General features: G+C 64.5%; 22 protein-coding genes and 1 pseudogene. 9 read left to right on the top strand and 14 right to left on the bottom strand.

From position 1 onward, the window contains the following. Positions 1–5 precede the first annotated feature (5 nt). The 5 genes from ruvA to BLR75_RS02900 all read right to left on the bottom strand — a co-directional run bounded on the left by ruvA (position 6) and on the right by BLR75_RS02900 (position 4189). Positions 6–611 (bottom strand): Holliday junction branch migration protein RuvA, encoded by a 606-nt coding sequence (gene ruvA / locus BLR75_RS02920; RefSeq protein WP_084309875.1) that lies wholly within the window; start codon positions 609–611, stop codon positions 6–8. Positions 612–632: 21 nt separating this feature from the next. Next, on the bottom strand, positions 633–1157 hold the full coding sequence (gene ruvC, locus BLR75_RS02915) for a crossover junction endodeoxyribonuclease RuvC (RefSeq protein ID WP_084309874.1): 525 nt from the start codon (positions 1155–1157) through the stop codon (positions 633–635). 137 nt (positions 1158–1294) lie between these two features. Continuing rightward, complete coding sequence (locus BLR75_RS02910) at positions 1295–2044, bottom strand: YebC/PmpR family DNA-binding transcriptional regulator (protein WP_084309873.1); 750 nt, start codon at positions 2042–2044, stop codon at positions 1295–1297. Positions 2045–2100: 56 nt separating this feature from the next. Further along, positions 2101–3876, bottom strand: a complete 1776-nt coding sequence (gene aspS / locus BLR75_RS02905) for an aspartate--tRNA ligase (RefSeq protein WP_090415979.1) — start codon at positions 3874–3876, stop codon at positions 2101–2103. 43 nt (positions 3877–3919) lie between these two features. After that, positions 3920–4189, bottom strand: coding sequence for an FmdB family zinc ribbon protein (locus BLR75_RS02900; RefSeq protein ID WP_084309872.1), 270 nt, complete (start codon positions 4187–4189; stop codon positions 3920–3922). Positions 4190–4439: 250 nt separating this feature from the next. Here BLR75_RS02900 and BLR75_RS02895 point away from each other — a divergent pair, with 250 nt between their 5' ends. The 3 genes and pseudogenes from BLR75_RS02895 to BLR75_RS26920 all read left to right on the top strand — a co-directional run bounded on the left by BLR75_RS02895 (position 4440) and on the right by BLR75_RS26920 (position 5717). Next, the gene (locus tag BLR75_RS02895; RefSeq protein WP_084309871.1) at positions 4440–4910 is read left to right on the top strand and encodes a Dps family protein; all 471 of its coding nucleotides are present in this window, start codon (positions 4440–4442) and stop codon (positions 4908–4910) included. A gap of 213 nt (positions 4911–5123) precedes the next feature. Then, a pseudogene (locus tag BLR75_RS27160) lies at positions 5124–5432 on the top strand (cold shock domain-containing protein membrane protein); the annotation flags it as partial. Between the two features lie 51 nt (positions 5433–5483). Next, positions 5484–5717 (top strand): cold-shock protein, encoded by a 234-nt coding sequence (locus tag BLR75_RS26920; protein WP_245726099.1) that lies wholly within the window; start codon positions 5484–5486, stop codon positions 5715–5717. Positions 5718–5768: 51 nt separating this feature from the next. Here BLR75_RS26920 and BLR75_RS02885 read toward each other — a convergent pair whose 3' ends face one another. Together BLR75_RS02885 and BLR75_RS02880 are read right to left on the bottom strand one after the other, a co-directional pair. Beyond that, the gene (locus BLR75_RS02885) at positions 5769–5975 is read right to left on the bottom strand and encodes a SlyX family protein (protein ID WP_084310146.1); all 207 of its coding nucleotides are present in this window, start codon (positions 5973–5975) and stop codon (positions 5769–5771) included. Positions 5976–5978: 3 nt separating this feature from the next. After that, complete coding sequence (locus tag BLR75_RS02880; RefSeq protein WP_084309869.1) at positions 5979–6404, bottom strand: HIT family protein; 426 nt, start codon at positions 6402–6404, stop codon at positions 5979–5981. A gap of 597 nt (positions 6405–7001) precedes the next feature. On the opposite strand from BLR75_RS02880, the gene BLR75_RS02875 reads away from it, so the two are divergent. Beyond that, positions 7002–8327, top strand: a complete 1326-nt coding sequence (locus BLR75_RS02875) for an OprD family porin (RefSeq protein ID WP_084309868.1) — start codon at positions 7002–7004, stop codon at positions 8325–8327. Positions 8328–8405: 78 nt separating this feature from the next. Here the strand turns inward: BLR75_RS02875 and BLR75_RS02870 are convergent, their stop codons facing one another. Then, on the bottom strand, positions 8406–8813 hold the full coding sequence (locus BLR75_RS02870) for a PaaI family thioesterase (protein ID WP_090415995.1): 408 nt from the start codon (positions 8811–8813) through the stop codon (positions 8406–8408). Between the two features lie 110 nt (positions 8814–8923). Between BLR75_RS02870 and BLR75_RS02865 the strand changes: the two genes are divergently transcribed. Both BLR75_RS02865 and BLR75_RS02860 read left to right on the top strand, forming a co-directional pair. Continuing rightward, the gene (locus BLR75_RS02865) at positions 8924–10639 is read left to right on the top strand and encodes a proline--tRNA ligase (RefSeq protein ID WP_084309866.1); all 1716 of its coding nucleotides are present in this window, start codon (positions 8924–8926) and stop codon (positions 10637–10639) included. A gap of 8 nt (positions 10640–10647) precedes the next feature. Next, a complete protein-coding gene (locus BLR75_RS02860; RefSeq protein ID WP_084309865.1) occupies positions 10648–11607 on the top strand; it encodes a hypothetical protein in 960 nt (319 codons plus the stop codon). Between the two features lie 33 nt (positions 11608–11640). On the opposite strand, the gene BLR75_RS02855 is transcribed toward BLR75_RS02860, so the two are convergent. The 4 genes from BLR75_RS02855 to BLR75_RS02840 all read right to left on the bottom strand — a co-directional run bounded on the left by BLR75_RS02855 (position 11641) and on the right by BLR75_RS02840 (position 14152). Then, the gene (locus tag BLR75_RS02855) at positions 11641–11916 is read right to left on the bottom strand and encodes an acylphosphatase (RefSeq protein ID WP_084309864.1); all 276 of its coding nucleotides are present in this window, start codon (positions 11914–11916) and stop codon (positions 11641–11643) included. Then, a complete protein-coding gene (locus BLR75_RS02850; protein ID WP_371858103.1) occupies positions 11916–12380 on the bottom strand; it encodes a TlpA disulfide reductase family protein in 465 nt (154 codons plus the stop codon). Before BLR75_RS02850 ends, BLR75_RS02855 begins: the two co-directional genes overlap by 1 nt. A gap of 203 nt (positions 12381–12583) precedes the next feature. Further along, a complete protein-coding gene (locus tag BLR75_RS02845; protein ID WP_084309862.1) occupies positions 12584–12766 on the bottom strand; it encodes a hypothetical protein in 183 nt (60 codons plus the stop codon). Between the two features lie 156 nt (positions 12767–12922). Continuing rightward, complete coding sequence (locus BLR75_RS02840; protein ID WP_084309861.1) at positions 12923–14152, bottom strand: YihY family inner membrane protein; 1230 nt, start codon at positions 14150–14152, stop codon at positions 12923–12925. A gap of 111 nt (positions 14153–14263) precedes the next feature. Between BLR75_RS02840 and arsC the strand changes: the two genes are divergently transcribed. Genes arsC through BLR75_RS02825 form a run of 3 tightly spaced genes read left to right on the top strand, consistent with a single transcriptional unit; the run spans position 14264 to position 15630 of the window. After that, positions 14264–14617, top strand: a complete 354-nt coding sequence (arsC, locus tag BLR75_RS02835) for an arsenate reductase (glutaredoxin) (RefSeq protein WP_084309860.1) — start codon at positions 14264–14266, stop codon at positions 14615–14617. Beyond that, entirely contained in the window at positions 14614–15210 is a 597-nt protein-coding gene (wrbA, locus tag BLR75_RS02830) for an NAD(P)H:quinone oxidoreductase (RefSeq protein ID WP_084309859.1), read from the top strand. The genes arsC and wrbA overlap by 4 nt, the downstream gene beginning before the upstream one ends. Then, positions 15211–15630, top strand: a complete 420-nt coding sequence (locus BLR75_RS02825; RefSeq protein ID WP_084309858.1) for a DUF2069 domain-containing protein — start codon at positions 15211–15213, stop codon at positions 15628–15630. A gap of 226 nt (positions 15631–15856) precedes the next feature. Here the strand turns inward: BLR75_RS02825 and hda are convergent, their stop codons facing one another. Together hda and BLR75_RS02815 are read right to left on the bottom strand one after the other, a co-directional pair. After that, on the bottom strand, positions 15857–16561 hold the full coding sequence (gene hda, locus BLR75_RS02820) for a DnaA regulatory inactivator Hda (RefSeq protein ID WP_084309857.1): 705 nt from the start codon (positions 16559–16561) through the stop codon (positions 15857–15859). Positions 16562–16676: 115 nt separating this feature from the next. Continuing rightward, the gene (locus BLR75_RS02815; RefSeq protein WP_084309856.1) at positions 16677–17723 is read right to left on the bottom strand and encodes a DUF2066 domain-containing protein; all 1047 of its coding nucleotides are present in this window, start codon (positions 17721–17723) and stop codon (positions 16677–16679) included. Positions 17724–17912 lie beyond the last annotated feature (189 nt).

Here is a 17912-nt window from a genome sequence, read left to right as displayed (position 1 = left end):
TCTACCTAGCCCATGCCTTTCAATGAACGACGGATGAGTTCTTCGCTGGACAAACCTTCCTCCTGCACGGCGGCCACGGCGCGGCTCGCCTCCTGCGGCTTGAAGCCCAGCGCGATGAGCGCGCTGACGGCATCCGCCTCGGCGCTTGAGACTGCCGCCGCGCGTATGGGTTCAACCACCAGCGGGGCGATCGACGGAATGCTTTCCCAGGCCTTGAAGCGATCCTTCAGTTCCACCAGCAGCCGCTCGGCGGTCTTCTTGCCGACCCCGGGCACCTTCACCAGGGTGGAAGTATCCTGCGCCTGCACGCAACGCACCATCTCGTCCACTTCCAGACTGGACATCAGCGCCAGCGCCAGCTTCGGCCCCACGCCGTTGAGGCGGATCAGCTCGCGAAACATCTCGCGCTCGCGCTTCTCGGCGAAACCATAGAGCAGATGGGCATCCTCGCGCACCACCAGATGGGTGTGCAGGGTCACCGCCTCGCCCAGCGCAGGCAGGCGATAGAGGGTGGTCATCGGGACCTCCAGCTCATAGCCCACGCCGTTCACGTCGAGGATCAGGTGCGGCGGCTGCTTTTCCGCCAGGGTGCCACGCAGGCGTCCAATCACGAATCAGGTCCTTCCAGGAGGTTACAGACGAAGCCGGCCGCCCCGCCGCCGGGCGGTGGCCAGGCCGTGGGGAATCAGGCTCTGCCGGTGGTGCGCATGACAGAGGGCGATGGCCAGGGCGTCGGAGGCGTCGATCTGCGGCTTCTGCAGCAGCTTGAGCAGGTGCATGACCATCATCTGCACCTGCTGCTTGTCGGCGCCGCCGGTGCCGGCGATGGCCTGCTTGACCTGGCTGGCGGTGTACTCCGCGACTTCCAGCCCGGCTTCCGCCGCCGCCACGATTGCAGCTCCGCGTGCCTGGCCCAGCTTGAGCGCGGAATCGGCGTTGCGCGCCATGAACACCTGCTCGATGCCCATGGTCACCGGCCCGTACAGGCGGATCACCTCGCCCACGCCGCGGAAGACGATCTGCAGACGGTCGCGCAGTTCGCCCGCGCCGGTGCGGATGCAGCCGGAGGCCACATATTCGCAGCCGCGCCCGGTGTCGCGGACGACGCCGTAGCCGGTGATGCGGGAACCGGGGTCGATACCAAGGATCAGGGTCATGCCGCCCTTCGCTCCACGTACCGACCCAGGGACCGGCACACTGTCTATTTATCCAGCCGCGAGTATACGGAGCGGCGCGCGCATAAAAAAGCCGGAAGCGCGCTCGGCGACTTCCGGCTGCATGCTCGGACCGGCGCTCAGTCCAGCTGTTCCATGATCTCGTCGGGAATATCCGCGTTGTGATAGACGTTCTGCACGTCGTCGAGATCTTCCAGCATGTCGATCAGGCGCATGACCTTCTGCGCGGTTTCCAGATCGGCGATCGGCGCATTGATCGAGGGGATCATGGCGATTTCCGCCTCCTCGCCCTTGAAGCCGGCGGTTTCCAGCGCCTCGTTCACAGCATGGAAATCGGCGAAGCTGGTGGAGACCACGGCCGAGCCGTCGTCGCCCATTTCCACGTCTTCCGCGCCGGCTTCCAGCGCCGCTTCCATCAGGGCATCTTCATCGACGCCCGGGGCGAAGCTGATCTGCCCCTTGCGATCGAACATGTAGGCCACCGAACCATCGGTGCCAAGGTTGCCGCCGCACTTGCTGAAGGCATGGCGCACTTCGGCCGCGGTGCGGTTGCGGTTGTCGGTCATGGCCTCGACGATGATGGCCACGCCGCTCGGTGCATAGCCCTCGTAGGAGAGCTCGACGACGTTGTCCGCCTCGTTGCTGCCGGCGCCGCGGGCGATGGCGCGATCGATGGTGTCGCGCGACATGTTGGCGGTCAGCGCCTTGTCCACGGCCAGGCGCAGACGCGGGTTGTCAGCCGGGATCGGACCGCCGTGCTTGGCAGCGATGGTCAGCTCACGAATCAGCTTGGTGAATATCTTGCCCCGCTTGGCGTCCTGACGACCCTTGCGGTGCTTGATATTGGCCCATTTGGAATGACCAGCCATAACTCACTCCGTACTCTGTTGCGGAGCGGCGTCGATGCCGCCCCGGATTGTTCGAATTACTCGGCCTTCGCCTGTTCGCGCAGGCGAATGTTCAGCTCGCGCAGGGCCTTGGCGTCCACGGTCCCCGGCGCCTGGGTCATGACGTCGCCGGCGCTCTGGGTTTTCGGGAAGGCGATCACTTCGCGGATCGACGAGGCGCCGGTCATCAGCATCACCAGACGGTCCAGGCCGAAGGCCAGGCCGCCGTGCGGCGGGGCACCGTACTTCAGCGCGTCGAGGAGGAAGCCGAACTTCTCTTCCTGCTCCGCATCGTCGATGCCCAGCACGCGGAACACCGCCTGCTGCATGCCCTTGTCGTGGATACGGATGGAGCCGCCGCCCAGTTCGGTGCCGTTCAGCACCATGTCGTAGGCGCGGGACAGGGCCACGGCCGGGTTGGCCTCCAGCTCTTCCGGGGTGCAGTTGGGCGAAGTGAACGGGTGGTGCAGGGAAGTCAGGCTGCCGTCGTCGTTCTCTTCGAACATCGGGAAGTCCACCACCCACATCGGCGCCCACTCTTTGGTGAGCAGCTTGAGGTCGTGGCCGACCTTTATGCGCAGCGCGCCCAGGGCGTCGCAGACGATCTTCGCCTTGTCGGCGCCGAAGAACACGATGTCGCCGTCGACCGCGCCAACGCGATCGAGGATCACGTTGAGGTTGGCCTCGGGGATGAACTTGACGATCGGCGACTGCAGGCCTTCCACGCCCTTGGCGCGTTCGTTGACCTTGATGTAGGCCAGGCCCTTGGCGCCGTAGATGCCGACGAACTTGGTGTAGTCGTCGATCTGGCTGCGCGGCATGCTCGCCGCACCCGGAACGCGCAGGGCGGCGACGCGGCCCTTCGGATCGTTGGCCGGACCGGAGAACACCTTGAATTCCACTTCCTTCAGCTGGTCGGCCACGTCCACCAGCTCCAGCGGAATGCGCAGGTCCGGCTTGTCCGAACCGTAGCGGCGCATGGCTTCTTCGAAGGACATGTGCGGGAATTCGTCGAACTCGACGTCCAGCACTTCCTTGAACAGCTGGCGCACCATCTTCTCGGTGATTTCGATGATGTCGCTTTCTTCGAGGAAGCTGGTCTCGATGTCGATCTGGGTGAATTCCGGCTGACGGTCGGCACGCAGGTCTTCGTCGCGGAAGCACTTGGCGATCTGGTAGTAGCGGTCGAAGCCGGCCACCATCAGCAGCTGCTTGAACAGCTGGGGCGACTGCGGCAGGGCGAAGAAGTGGCCCGGGTAGGTACGGCTCGGCACCAGGTAGTCGCGTGCGCCTTCCGGAGTCGGACGGCCGAGGATCGGGGTTTCCACGTCGAGGAAGCCGTTCTCGTCCAGGTAGCGGCGAATGCTGCTGGTGATGCGCGCGCGCAGCTTCAGCTTGGCGGCCATTTCCGGACGACGCAGGTCGATGAAGCGGTAGCGCAGGCGGGTTTCCTCGCCGACGTCGGAGTACTCGTCCAGCGGGAACGGCGGAGTCTCGGCCTGGTTCAGCACGTCCAGTTCGTAGCCCAGCACCTCGATGGCGCCGGAGGCCATGTTCGCGTTGCGCGCGCCTTCCGGACGCATGCGCACCTTGCCGGTGATCTTCACCACGTACTCGCTGCGCACACGGTCGGCCTTGGCGAAGGTTTCCGCACGATCCGGGTCGAACACGACCTGGGCCAGGCCTTCACGGTCACGGATATCGAGGAAGATCACCCCGCCGTGGTCGCGGCGGCGGTGCACCCAACCGCAAAGAGTGACTACCTGGCCGTCCAGGCTCTCGTTCAATTGGCCGCAATAGTGGCTGCGCATCATGGTGTGTTTCGCTTCTCGCAAGTCTTGGATTCTTTGGAACCGCTCAGTCGCCAGCGGCACAGGCGCCGCCGGAGCAACCGGTGGCAGGACAGGCTGCAGGCCCGTCGGAGGAGGCCAGATTCTTCTTCGCGCCGGTCTTGAAATCGGTCTCGTACCAACCACCGCCGCTGAGGCGGAAACCGGGGGCGGACAACAACTTCTTCAGCTCGGGAGCGCTGCAGGCCGGGCAATCGACCAGCGGTGCGTCGCTGAACTTCTGGATGGCTTCCAGCTGATGATTGCAGGAGCCGCACTGGTATTCGTAAATCGGCATCGGGACACCTTGGCTGACACTACGCCGCGGGCCCGCACCCGGCGGCAAAGACGCGGATTATAGCCTGAAAAAATCCACACTTGCAGCCGGCCCGGCCACCATCTGACGCTCAGAATGTCGAGCGCCCATCTTGATAGCCATCTTCAATCGAGCCCGTTGACCAATGCCAAAGGCATGGCGGAAAAGCCTGTGTTAGGCTGGATTCACTTCGGGGAACAGTCCCTGGCAAACAGATAGCAAGGAGAATTCCATGGAAATCAATATCGGTATCGGCGAACAGGACCGCGCCTCCATCGCCGAAGGTCTTTCCCGTCTTCTGGCCGACACCTACACCCTCTATCTGAAGACCCACAACTTCCACTGGAACGTCACCGGGCCGATGTTCAACACCCTGCACCTGATGTTCGAAGGGCAGTACAACGAACTGGCGCTGGCGGTCGACAGCATCGCCGAACGCATCCGCGCCCTCGGCTTCCCGGCGCCGGGCACCTATGCCGCCTACGCCCGCCTCTCATCGATCAAGGAAGAGGAAGGCGTCCCGGAAGCCAAGGAAATGATCAAGCAACTGGTCCAGGGACAGGAAGCGGTCGTCCGCACCGCGCGCAGCATCTTCCCGCTGATCGACAAGGTCAGCGACGAGCCCACCGCGGACCTGCTGACCCAGCGCATGCAGGTCCACGAAAAGACCGCATGGATGCTGCGCAGCCTGCTGGACGCCTGAGTCGACGCAAAAGCCCGGATTCGTTCCGGGCTTTTTCTTTCCCCGCTCCAAACCCGATCCCGGCGGCTGATTTGAGAAGGCTCCGGGTTTGCTGTTAAATAGCCGCCGTGCGTCACGCGCATAGGCCGGCGACCCTCGAACTCCCATTTTCATCCCGCGGATTGATGTCGACCGGCTGCTTCATCGTTACCCGCTCAAGGTGAACCTATAACCATGTTAAAAATCGTCCATCTCCTGACGGGCGCCGCCGCCCTGTTGCTGTCCTTTATTCCAGCCCTGCGCACCGAAGCCCTGCCCTACCTTCAACAAGCCGATGCCGTGTACCTCGCCCTGCTCGGCATGCTCAGCCTGCTGTTCGCCACGCTTCCTTCGCAGAAAGCCCAGCCCTTGCAGATCGCCGCATCCGTGCTGATCGTCCTGGCCATTGCCGTTCAGGTACTGGTGTTGCTCGCGCCACTACCCATGATCGGCGACCAGCCCGCCATCCTGGTTCCGCTGCTGATCGTCGGCGTCGCCGTGGCCCTGCAACTGGCAGCCGGCCTGCGCAAGGCACCCGCCAGCTCCGCGGCGCCCATCTCCAGCGACGAGAATCGCGAGACCGGTACCGTCAAGTGGTTCAATACCTCCAAGGGCTTCGGCTTCATCTCCCGCGACAGCGGCGAAGACATCTTCGTGCACTTCCGGGCGATCCGCGGCGAGGGGCACCGCATCCTCATCGAAGGGCAGCGGGTGGAGTTTTCCGTCGTGCAGCGGGACAAGGGCCTCCAGGCCGAAGACGTGATAGCGGCACTTCCCGTCCGCAGATGACCCTCCCCTGAAAACCAAAGGCCCGCCAATTCGGCGGGCCTTTGGTTTCGCTCAGTAGTGCGGGGGCGGCACATCGTCCTCCGCCACCCCGACCTGCCCCTGCAGGTCTTCTAGGCGCTTGATCAACACCTGCATCTGCAATCCCAGACGCTCGATGACCCGCTCCTGCTCATAGACCACGTCGCTCAGCGTCTGCAGAGCGTCGTCCTGAAATGCCAGCCGACTCTCGAGGTCGGCGATCCGCTCTTCCAGTTCCATCATTCACTCCTGCGCAAAGCGAAAACCATCGTCCAGCGCCATTTCCAGCTTATCGCGGATGACCTGCAACTGTTCCGGCGTATAGGGCACCGCCGGGTGCCTGCCCCACACCGGCGCCGGCCAGGCTGCGTCGTCACGGCGACGGACGATCACATGCACGTGCAACTGGCTGACCACGTTACCGAGATTGGCCACGTTCATCTTGTCGGCATTGAAGGTGTCCTTGAGCACTTCCGCCAGGCTGGTCGCTTCACGCCACAGCTCCTGCTGGTCCTCGGGATCCAGCTGGAACAGTTCGCTGACATCCTCCCGGCGCGGCACCAGGATGAACCACGGGTAGTTGGCATCGTTCATCAGCAGCAGGCGACTCAGCGGAAAATCACCCAGCGGCAGGGTGTCCTGCTGCAAACGGGAATCCAGAACAAACATATCGGCTGCTCCTTATTAGGCAATTACCAGATTGAGCTTAGCCCGCATCGGGGCATGCAGGCCGCGCAGGATACCCGAGCCGGCGCGACCGGAATATCTCGCCGCTCCACTGCGGAGCAGCTGTTGACAGGCAGCCCTGAAATCGTGCAACGGACGGAAAAACCAGGCCAGGGAAACAATCGATGCAGCGTCCAGCCCCGTCGCGCAGGAAGCGCCAGGAGCACCCCATCGCGACAGAAAGACGCACTCGCGAAGAAAGATCGTTTTGTGCATGGCCTTTGCTAGAAACAGGAACCAGCACAAGGCCATCAATCTGCCAATTAAAGAAGGCCGGCCTGGAAATCGGAAAGACACGAAGCCCGAAAGGAGTGGCCTGCATGTTCCAATCAGCGACAACACCCATTCGCAACATGAGACCTGCGTAAAAGCGACATATGTCATGCATGTTTGCGACAAGGCGAGAATGAATTCGCCGGAAGATTCCGACAACTATCGCCGTTTGAACACGCATGCTATAAGTTATCGCCGACAAAAAGAATGAGCCGTCACAGCGGCAATGTGATGGCGGATTACTTCAAAACCAAAGGAGCAATCACAATGAAAGTGATGAAGTGGAGCGCCATCGCCCTGGCGGTTTCTGCAGGCAGCACGCAAATGGCAATGGCAGAACCCTTCGTAGGTGATCAGGCTGAAGCCAAGGGCTTCATTGAAGACAGCAGCCTGAACTTCCTGGTTCGCAACTACTATTTCAACCGTGACATTCGCAACAATAGCCTGGGTAACACCCAGACCCGCGAAGACTGGACTCAGGGCTTCCATGCCGTCTACAACTCCGGCTACACCCAGGGCGTGGTGGGCTTCGGCGTCGACGCCTTCGGCTACCTGGGCCTGAAACTCGATGACGGCCAAGGCGGAACCGGTAACCTGCCAGTTCACGGCGACGGCGAAAAAGCCGACTCCTTCGGCAAGGCCGGCGGCGCAGGCAAGATCCGCATCTCCAAGACCGAGCTGAAAGCCGGTGACATGCAACCGCAAGCCCCGGTATTCGCCGTGGGCGGCACCCGCCTGCTGCCGCAGACCGCCAGCGGTATCAGCCTGATGAGCAGCGAGATCGATGGCCTGGATCTGGAAGCCGGCCACTTCTACGCTGGCACCAGCTATGACGACACCACCCACGATGGCGAACTGTTCGCAGCCTACGCCGGCGTGGAAACCCCGCAGGCCGACTTCGTCGGCGGCCGGTACGCCTTCACCGACAACTTCAGCGCCTCCCTGTACGGCTCCGAGTTCAAGGACATCTGGAAGCAGTACTACGCCAACCTGAACTACACCCTGCCGATCGCCGACGACCAGTCCCTGGCCTTCGACTTCAACTACTACAAGACCAAGGACGAAGGCGACGCCAACGCAGGCGACATCGACAACGACACCTTCTCCCTGGCCGCCGCCTACACCCTGGGCGCCCACACCCTCACCCTGGCATACCAGGACGTGGACGGCGACACTCCGTTCGACTACCTGGGCGTAGGCGACAACAACAACGCCGCCGACTCGATCTTCCTGGCCAACTCCGTCCAGTACTCGGACTTCAACGGCCCGGGCGAAAAATCCTGGCAGGCCCGCTACGACCTGAACATGGCCACCTACGGCGTTCCCGGTCTGACCTTCATGGCCCGCTATATCAACGGTGATGACATCGACGGCACCGACGTCGATCCGACCTCCCCGTACGCCGGCCTGTATGGCGCCGACGGCAAGCACCACGAAACCAACGTCGAGGCCAAGTACGTAGTCCAGGAAGGCGCGGCGAAAGACCTGTCCTTCCGCATCCGCCAGGCCTGGCACCGCGCCAACGACGACCAGGGCGAAGGCGATGTCGACGAATTCCGTCTGATCATCGACTACCCGCTGTCCGTACTGTAAATCACGACATCCGGCAGCAAAGAAAAGCCCGAGCAAACTCGGGCTTTTCTTATTTACGGAACAACTTCCGGTGAAGTATCACATCGGCAAAACATAGGTTCCGGTCACATGTGCAACCAGCTCCTGTTGATTGCTCACCGAATATACAGACACCTCGCAAACCACTTGACGACGCCCCAGTTTTAATATCTTCGCCTCTGCCAGAAGATCCTCCGGCCTGGGCTTGCTGAGAAAATTGATATTCAGGTTGGACGTCACCGCCATTTCCACGTTTTCCAACTGCGCAAGTATCACGGCGTACATCGCGGCATCCGCCAGCGCCATGATGGTCGGGCCGGATACCGTTCCTCCGGGCCGCACCAGACGCCCATGAAATGGAACTCGGGCGAATGCGCTGCGCCCTTCCAGGGCCTCGACCCGGAAGTCCAGATCCTCCGCCATGGGCAATCCGGCGCGAATGAAAGCCTGTACTTCGGATGCGCTCAATCGACTCATGCATAGCCTCCCGCCATACCCGCCGCGCCCTGTACGCGGCCTGACCTGAGCCGTACAATGCCCAACCTATCTCCTCTTCTGCAACCTGCGAACGGTCAACGATGCGCACCAGTCAGTACCTGCTGTCCACCCTGAAAGAAACTCCCTCCGATGCGGTGGTCATCAGCCACCAGCTGCTGCTGCGAGCCGGCATGATCCGCAAGCTGGCTTCCGGCCTCTACACCTGGCTGCCTATGGGCCTGCGCGTGCTGCGCAAGGCAGAAACCATCGTGCGCGAGGAAATGAACGCCGCCGGCGCGCTGGAAGTGCTGATGCCGGCCGTGCAGCCGGCCGAGCTGTGGCAGGAATCCGGCCGCTGGCAGCAGTACGGCCCCGAGCTGCTGCGCCTGAAGGACCGCCACGATCGCGAGTTCTGCGTCGGCCCGACCCACGAGGAGGTCATCACCGACCTGGCGCGCAACGAGCTGTCCAGCTACAAGCAGCTGCCGATCAACTTCTACCAGATCCAGACCAAGTTCCGTGACGAGATCCGTCCGCGCTTCGGCCTGATGCGCGGCCGCGAGTTCATCATGAAGGATGCCTACTCCTTCCACCTGAGCCAGGACTCGCTGCAGCAGACCTATGACGGCATGTACGACGCCTACTGCAAGGTCTTCACCCGCCTGGGCCTGGACTTCCGTCCCGTACAGGCCGACAACGGCTCCATCGGCGGCAGCGGCTCCCACGAGTTCCACGTGCTGGCCAACTCCGGCGAGGACGACATCGTCTTCAGCGACAGCTCCGACTACGCCGCCAACATCGAGAAGGCCGAGGCCGTACCGCGGGAAACCGAGCGCTCCGCCGCCGGCGAGGAACTGCGTCTGGTCGACACGCCGAACACCAGGACCATCGCCGACCTGGTGGAGAACTTCGGCCTGCCCATCGAGAAGACCATCAAGACCCTGGTGGTGCGTGGCGCCGAGGAAGGCAAGCTGGTCGCCCTGATCGTCCGCGGCGACCATGAACTGAACGAGATCAAGGCCGGCAACCTGCCGCAGGTGGAAAGCCCGCTGCAGATGGCCAGCGAAGCCGAGATCAAGGCCGCGATCGGCGCCGCACCGGGCTCCCTCGGCCCGCTGAACCTGCCGCTGCCCTGCATCGTCGACCGCTCCGTGGCCCTGATGAGCGACTTCGCCATCGGCGCCAACCTCGACGACAAACACTACTTCGGCGTGAACTGGGAACGCGACCTGCCGCTGCCGGAAGTCGCCGACCTGCGCAACGTCGTGGCTGGCGACCCAAGCCCGGACGGCAAGGGCACCCTGGTGATCCGCCGCGGCATCGAGGTCGGCCACATCTTCCAGCTCGGCACCAAGTACAGCGAGGCGATGGGCCTCTCGGTGCTCAACGAGCAGGGCAAGCCGATCACCCTGATCATGGGCTGCTACGGCATCGGCGTATCCCGCGTGGTGGCCGCGGCCATCGAGCAGAACCACGACGAGCGCGGCATCCTCTGGCCGGCCGCCCTCGCGCCGTTCCAGATCGCCATCGTGCCGATGAAGTACGAGAACGAAGCCGTGCGCGCCGCCACCGACAAGCTCTACGCCGACCTCACCGCGGCCGGTTTCGAAGTGCTGCTGGACGACCGCGACAGGAAGACCAGCGCCGGCGTGAAGTTCGCCGACATGGAACTGATCGGCATCCCGCACCGCGTCGTGGTCAGCGAGCGCGGGCTGAGCGAAGGCACCCTGGAATACAAGGGCCGCCGCGACGCCGAAAAGCAGGAAATCCGCATGGACGACCTGATGGCCTTCATCACTGCCAAGGTTCGCGGCTGAGCAAAGCGATGCACCCCAGAAGCACCACCCGTCTGGCAGCTGCCGCCCTGTGCGGCAGTCTGCTGCTCAGCGGCTGCGCCAATCACCTGCCGCAGCGCAGCGAGCATGAAGAGCGCGTCGAGCGCAAACTGCTCGATCACAGCCTGCAGATCGACGTCGGCGACAACGGCGTGCTGGAGCTGCCGCAGCGGCGCATCCGCATCCAGGAGCAGAAGACCTTCGAAGTCACCGAATACGAGGTGACCCGCCGCTACGATCGCTATACGCCCTACCAGGCGTGGCGCGAGGTCTACGAGATCCCGCTGGGCGCGCTCGCCTTCGTCGCCGGCGTCGGTGCGAACGTGCTGAACGTGCCGCTGCTCGGCAACCTGCCGGAAAGCGTCACCCACGACTGGATCGGCTACGGCATCGACGGCATGAACCCGTTCATGAACGCCCCGTCCAACGGCCGCGCCGAACAGAATCTGGCGAGCATCAAGGAACAGCAGCGCGACAAACGCATGGAATACTCGAGCCTGCCCTGGGCCGAACGCCCCGTGCAGGTCAGCGTTGGTCGGGACACCCAGGAACTGCTCACCGATCGCCACGGCGTGCTGCGCCTGAACCTGCTCGAAGGCCCGTTCGCCGACGAGGACGTCAGCCGCATCGGCAAGCTCCAGTTCAGCGTGCAGGACCCGCAGGACGATGTGCGCAGCAGCGCGAGCCTGCTGGTCAGCCCCTCCCTGCGCGGCAAGCTGCGGGAAGCGCACCGGCTGATCTACGACGACCTGGAAGGCGACGACGTGCACCACTGGGTGCACCGGGTCAAGCGGCTCTCCGACCTGGGGATGGAAGAGGAAGCCAGCGAACTGGAACAGAGCCTGATCGAGCTGACCCGCAACGATCCGGAACTGCAGAAGGAATTCCTGCACCGCCTGCTGACGGATGCCGGACGCCTGGCAGCCGACCCCGGCGCAGCCAGCAACTGACCGACCGGCGCGGCCACTCCGCGCCGGCTGCGATCAGCGCCGGACGATGAACCCGGCGATTCCCTGGGGATTCATCTCCTGCAATTCCACGGCGGAAACCTCCGCATCGGGCGGCCCGGAATGCAGCCAGCCCTCCAGCTCGCGCACTGCCGCCTCGTCCCCCTCCAGCAGCACCTCGACGCGGCCGTCAGCCAGGTTGCGCACCCAGCCGTCGACATCCAGCCGCTCCGCCTGCTGCTGCGTGCTCTGCCGATAGTAGACTCCCTGAACCCGGCCACTGACGAAGCCGTGCAGACAGATCCTGGCCATCAGTTCCCCTCCCCCTGCAAGGCCACCAGACGCGCCTGAACCCCTTTCGCCGTCTGTTCGCCGACCAGCTGTTCGCGCAACTTGCCGCGATTGTCGACGATGTAGGTTACAGGCAGGGCTTCGTTGTGCGGCAGGGCGAAGCGGGGAGCCGGGTCGTCGGCGAGCACGGTGAAGCGGATACCCAGCTGTTCGGCCGCCTTGCCCAGCTCGGCATCGCGCAGCCCGTCGTAGTTGACTCCAACCACGCGCACCCCCTTGCCCTCGCTCTCCCTGGCCAGGAGATTCAGCTCGGGAACCTCGGTGCGGCAGGGAGCGCACCAGTCCGCCCAGTAGTTGATCACCAGCCACTGGCCGTCCAGGCTTTCCGCCGCGACCTTTTTGCCGTACTGGTCGACGCCGTAATCCTCGGAACAACCGGCCAGGAGCAGACCGGCGAGCAGTCCAGCGAATACCCGAAACCGCATTCCCATACGTCAAGCCTCCTCATGTTCGGGTTGTCGACCAGGTGGCCTGGAGAACCCGGAATAACCGAAGCCCCGCCAGCAGCCACGGCTGGCAGGGTCCTTCTTAGGGTAACTCGTAAGGAAGAATCCGCAGCGGGGAATTTATCCGGCGAGGGTGCCGTCCTTCCGCGCACGGCTGCGGGAAACTCCGCGGACAGTGGCGATCAGCCGACCTGAAGCTCCGGAGAATCCACAACGGGCTCGGAGTTTGCTTTGCTCTGCGACTCGGGAAGCAGCCAATCCGGCCAGCGACTGAACTGCGCACCAGTGATCCGATTCAACCGCTCCAGCGCGCCATGCGGCGTACGCGATGGCAGTTGCACTACCTTGTTCGGGTCTTTGTTCATGAATTTTCGCTGACTTGTGGAACTTTTGCGGAGAGGGGTTGTCAGCTTCTTCTTAGCCAGAAGCATGCCAAACCCTACATCCCCGAAAAACCTTGCACCGTCAACGACGTGGAAGCGGCCGATGCAATCTGTTTCGCCGCAAAGTGACGATTTGCGTCACTCGAAATGTGACGGCCTCAACCATTCCGCGAGACTTTTCCCGAACAGGGCCTTCCGCTCCGCCTGATAGCGCTCGAGGGCCTGGCACAGTTCCGGGTACCACGCCTCGTTCAGGCTTTTCGGCAACCGCTCCGGATTGGGCAATGGCCAGGGACAGCGATTCAGCAGGTGGTGCAGGCTGTAGCTGTTCAGGTCGCGGCACAGCACCCAGGACACGCCGCTTCCACCCGAACGGCAGACCAGTTGCTCCCGCTCCAGGAAATCCAGCAACTCTTCCCATTCATCCTCGGGCAGCAGCCAGCCTGCCTCGTGAAGATGATTCAGGTGCGTCGGCAACCCCAGGCGCTGGCGGTCGTAGAACACCCGCAGCACGCCGAGCAGCACCAGCAGCCGCGGCATCGCCTTGTGCCGCCAGAGGCGCGTGGACGACAGGCTGCAGACCAGCTCCGCACCGAACAGCACGATCAGCCAGGACAGGTAGACCCACAGCAGGAACAGCGGCACCGTGGCGAAGGCGCCGTAGATCAGCTGATAGCCGGGGAACAGCCTGACGTACATGCCGAACATCGACTTGGCCGCCTCGAACAGCAGCGCGGTGAACAGCCCGCCGACCAGCGCGTGGCGGATCGGCACCCGCGCGTTGGGCACCGCCGCATAGAGCAGGGTGAAGGCCGCGACGCTGAACAGCAGCGGCATGAAGCGCAGCAGCACCCCCGCGCCCGGCAGCGCATGCGGGCCGGAAAGCATGGACAGCGAGGTGATGTAGGTCGACACGGCGAAGCCGGCGCCGAGCAGCAGCGGCCCCAGGCTGAGGATCGCCCAGTAGAGCAGGAAGCGCACCACGCCCCGGCGCGGCTGGCGGACCCGCCAGATCTCGTTGAAGGCGCGCTCGATGGTCACCAGCATGGTGAAGGCGGTGACCGCCAGGAAGGCCACGCCCAGCCAGGTCAGATGCCGCGCCTGCACCGTGAAGTTGCGCAGGTAGGCCTCCACCGCCTCGCCGGTAGAGGGCACGAAATGGCGGAAGACGAACACCTGGATACGCTCGCCCATGCCCTCGAATGCCGGGATGGTGGACAGCATGGCGAAGGTCACGGTCATCATCGGCACCACCGCGAACAGCGTGGTATAGGTCAGGGCGGCGGCCTTGTTGGGGGCGTGGTCGGCGAGGAAGCGCTGGATCAGATAGTTCCAGAAGTCGATCAGGCCCTGCAGGCGCCCATGCATTGAGTGCGGCACATTCCGTCCTTTGCTATTCATCTGAACGGCAGCGGTTCAGTCAATTCCAGCGAGGCGGTTAGAATAGCCGCCACCGTAACGGCCTTGCGAGTCCTGGACATGAGCCAACTGACACTTTTCCACAATCCGCGCTGCTCCAAATCCCGCGGCGCCCTCGAACTGCTCGAAGCCCGCGGCCTGAACCCGGACATCGTGCGCTACCTGGAAACCCCGCCCAGCGCCGCCGAACTGAAGGCCCTGCTCGGCAAGCTCGGCATCGGCGCGCGCCAGCTGCTGCGCACTGGCGAAGAGGAATACAAGAGCCTCGGCCTGGCCGACCCGGGCCTCGGCGAAGATGCGCTGATCCAGGCGATGGTGGAGCATCCCCGGCTGATCGAGCGGCCGATCCTGATCGCTGGCGACAAGGCGGTGATCGGCCGGCCGCCGGAGAAGGTCCTGGAGATCCTGCCTTGAGCATCCCGTACATCCTCGTCCTCTACTACAGCCGCCACGGCTCCACCGCCGAGATGGCCCGGCAGATCGCCCGCGGCATCGAGCAGGTAGGGCTGGAGGCGCGCATCCGCACCGTACCGGCGGTCTCCAGCGAATGCGCGGCGGTCGCTCCGGAGCTGCCGGAAGAAGGCGCGCTCTACGCCACCCTGGACGACCTGAAGAACTGCTCCGGCCTCGCCCTGGGCAGCCCGACGCGCTTCGGCAACATGGCCGCGCCGCTGAAATACTTCCTCGACGGCACCAGCAGCCTGTGGCTGACCGGCGGGCTGGTCGGCAAGCCGGCAGCGGTCTTCACTTCCACCGCCAGCCTGCACGGCGGCCAGGAAACCACCCAGCTGTCCATGCTGCTGCCGCTGCTGCACCACGGCATGCTCGTCACCGGCATTCCCTACAGCGAGCCGGCGCTGCTGGAAACCCGCGGCGGCGGCACTCCCTACGGCGCCAGCCATTTCGCCGGGGCGGACGGCAAGCGCGCCCTCGACGAACACGAAATCATCCTCTGCCGCGCCCTGGGCAAACGCCTCGCGGAAGTCGCACGGAAACTGGAGAGCTGAATGGCCCGCAAGAACAAACCGCTGCCGGCGATCGAATGGCTGAAACCCCGCCTGGCCGCGAGCCGGGCCGTCAGCCTTGGCAGTTTCGCCGGCCTGGTGCTGCTCATCGTCACCTGGGACCTGCTCTTCGCCGACGCCCACGGCGCCGCGCAGTGGGTGCCGTGGGCAGTGCTCGGCTTCAAGCTGCTGCCGCTGATCATCATCGCCCCCGGCCTGCTGATCGGCAGCGCCCGCGGCCACGCCTGGGCCTGCTACGTGGTGAACCTGTACTTCATCCTCGGCGTGCTCGCCGCCTTCGAGCCGGCGCGGATGATCTACGGCTGGGCGGAAACCATCCTCAGCGTCAGCCTGTTCTGCGGCGCGCTGCTCTATACGCGCTGGCGCTTCCAGTACGACCGCAAGCTGGCGGGGGAAAACTGATCCCGCCAGCGATGCAGCGTTGCGGCGGATAGCGCTGGCGCGTTATTCGCCCTGCCCGGGACCGTTCGCGAGCAAGCTCGCTCCTACGAAAAGCGCGACCTGTAGCAGCGCAGGGCGCATGAAGCGGAACGCTTAGGGCGTTATTCGCCCTACCCGGGACGATTCGCGAGCAAGCTCGCTCCTACGAAAGCGCGGCCTGTAGCCGCCCAGGGCGGCCGATCGGCCGTCACCAGCCCAGGGTTTCCTTGAGGAAGGGAATGGTCAGCTTGCGCTGGGCCTGCAGCGAGGCCTTGTCCAGCTCGTCGAGCAGGTCGAAGAGGTAGGTCATGCTGCGCGCGCCGCGGGTGAGGATGAAGCGCCCCACCTCGTCGGTCAGGTGCAGGCCACGGCGCGACGCGCGCAGCTGCAGGGCGCGCAGCTTCTCGTCGTCGGTCAGCGGGTGCATCTGGAACACCAGCGACATGGTCAGGCGGGATTTCAGGTCCGGCAGCTTGATCGGCAGTTCGCGCGGCGACACCGAGGCGGACAGCAACAGGCGGCGCCCCGAATCGCGCAGGCGGTTGAACAGGTGGAACAGCGCCTCTTCCCACTTGCGCTGGCCGGCCAGGGCATCGAGATCGTCCAGGCAGACCAGCTCGCGCTCCTCGAGGTTGTCGAAGATGTCCGGCCCGTACTGCACCAGGTCCGCCATCGGCAGGTAGACCGAAGGCTCGCCGTACTGCTCCAGACGCAGGCAGGCGGCCTGCAGCAGGTGGCTGCGCCCGACCCCCTCGGCACCCCACAGGTAGATCAGGTTTTCCGTCCAGCCGGCCTCGGGTTCGCACAGACGCTCGACATAGCCAAGCGCCGCGGCGTTGGCCCCGGGGTAGTAGTTGGCGAACGTCGCGTCGTCACGCAGGCGTACGCTGAGAGGTAACTGCATAGGTGTCATGCCGGGCCGGGCGTCTTGTCGAGTCGCTTACGGAAATCCATACCGGACTGAAAGTTTATAGAAATCATGAACATGGCGCAGCACATAGTTGACGCTGCGGCATGCCGATCGACCGTCACCAGCCGAAACGCAGCACATTCCGGCTCGGCACCGCCGGATTCGGCGCCGGTTGCGCGTTCGGATCGGCCGGGGCTGGCGGAGCCTGTTCCGCCGGCATCTCCCGCAGATTCGCCAGTCCGAGCTGCGCGCGCAACTGCTCGGGGCTGGCGTTCAGGCGGTATTCCAGGCTGTCGCCGGAAACTTCCACCAGCTTCGCGCCCAGTGGATCGAGCAGCCGCTGCAGCTCCGCATAGCGGGCCAGGTTGGCGCCCTGCACCTGCAGGGTCAGCGGGCTGGCCTCTCCCGGCGCGGCGACGAAGCGGCTCGCCATGCGCTGGCTGGCGGCGAGCATCACCGCGTCGGCCACGGCGTTGGCGTCGTCGCCCTGCGCCTGGCCCTGGCTGCGCTCGTCGCCCTGCCACAACTGCCACTGGGCCTGCCATTTGCCGGCCTCGTCCTGCCTGGCGACCACGCTGAGAATGGCGTCGGCGCCGTAGCGCTCGGAGGCGGCGCGCAGCGCTTCCGGCTGCGCCGCGGCGAGGTTTTCCGGGGTTCCCAGCGACTGCTCGCCGAGATCGGCCAGCGGCAGGCGCAGCGGCAGGCCGCGATGCTGCGCAGCACGGCTCAGCGGCGCGGCGGCTTCCTGGCCGTCGCCGACCAGGTTGCTGCCCTGGCTGCTTTCATTCAGCCACCAGGCGACCACGCTCGGCCGGCTGGCGCCCCACAGCGGCAGGCCGGCGCGGCGCAGGGCGGCGTCGGTGGCGTTCTGGTCGAAGCTGACCACCAGCGCCAGCGGCGGGCCGTCTTCGTAGCCGTACTGGCTGATCAGTTGCTGCGGGTCCTTGAAATAGCCGGCGAGCGCCGGATTCTGGACGGCCTTCTGGTCGCCGGTCAGGCGCACCACCAGGGTCTGCAGGGCGCGGGTCAGGCCGGCGTTGCGTTCTTCCGGCTGCTGCGAGGCGACCGGCTCGTGGACCTGGTAGAGGTTGCCGACGGTTTCGGCGAAGGATGGCAGGCTGAGCAGCGACAGGCAGAGGATCAGCAGGCGGGCGATGGATCGCATGGCGGGCTCTCGGCGGACGATAGGGAAGACGACCCGCGGTTCGAAAGGCCGAAGCCAGACAAGTTCCAACGGAAGCCGCCCACAAGGCCTATACCTTAAACAGCCGTCCAGCCAGCGGCAACAGCACGAGATGGCCGCTGCCGGGCAAGCCTGATAAAATCTCGCGCCTTCCGCTACCGGCTGCAGCCT

Origin of the sequence: Pseudomonas jinjuensis (assembly GCF_900103845.1) — a bacterium.
Lineage (GTDB): Bacteria > Pseudomonadota > Gammaproteobacteria > Pseudomonadales > Pseudomonadaceae > Pseudomonas > Pseudomonas jinjuensis.
Note: the sequence above shows the minus strand (reverse complement) of the source record. Positions and strands in the feature narration are given on the sequence as shown.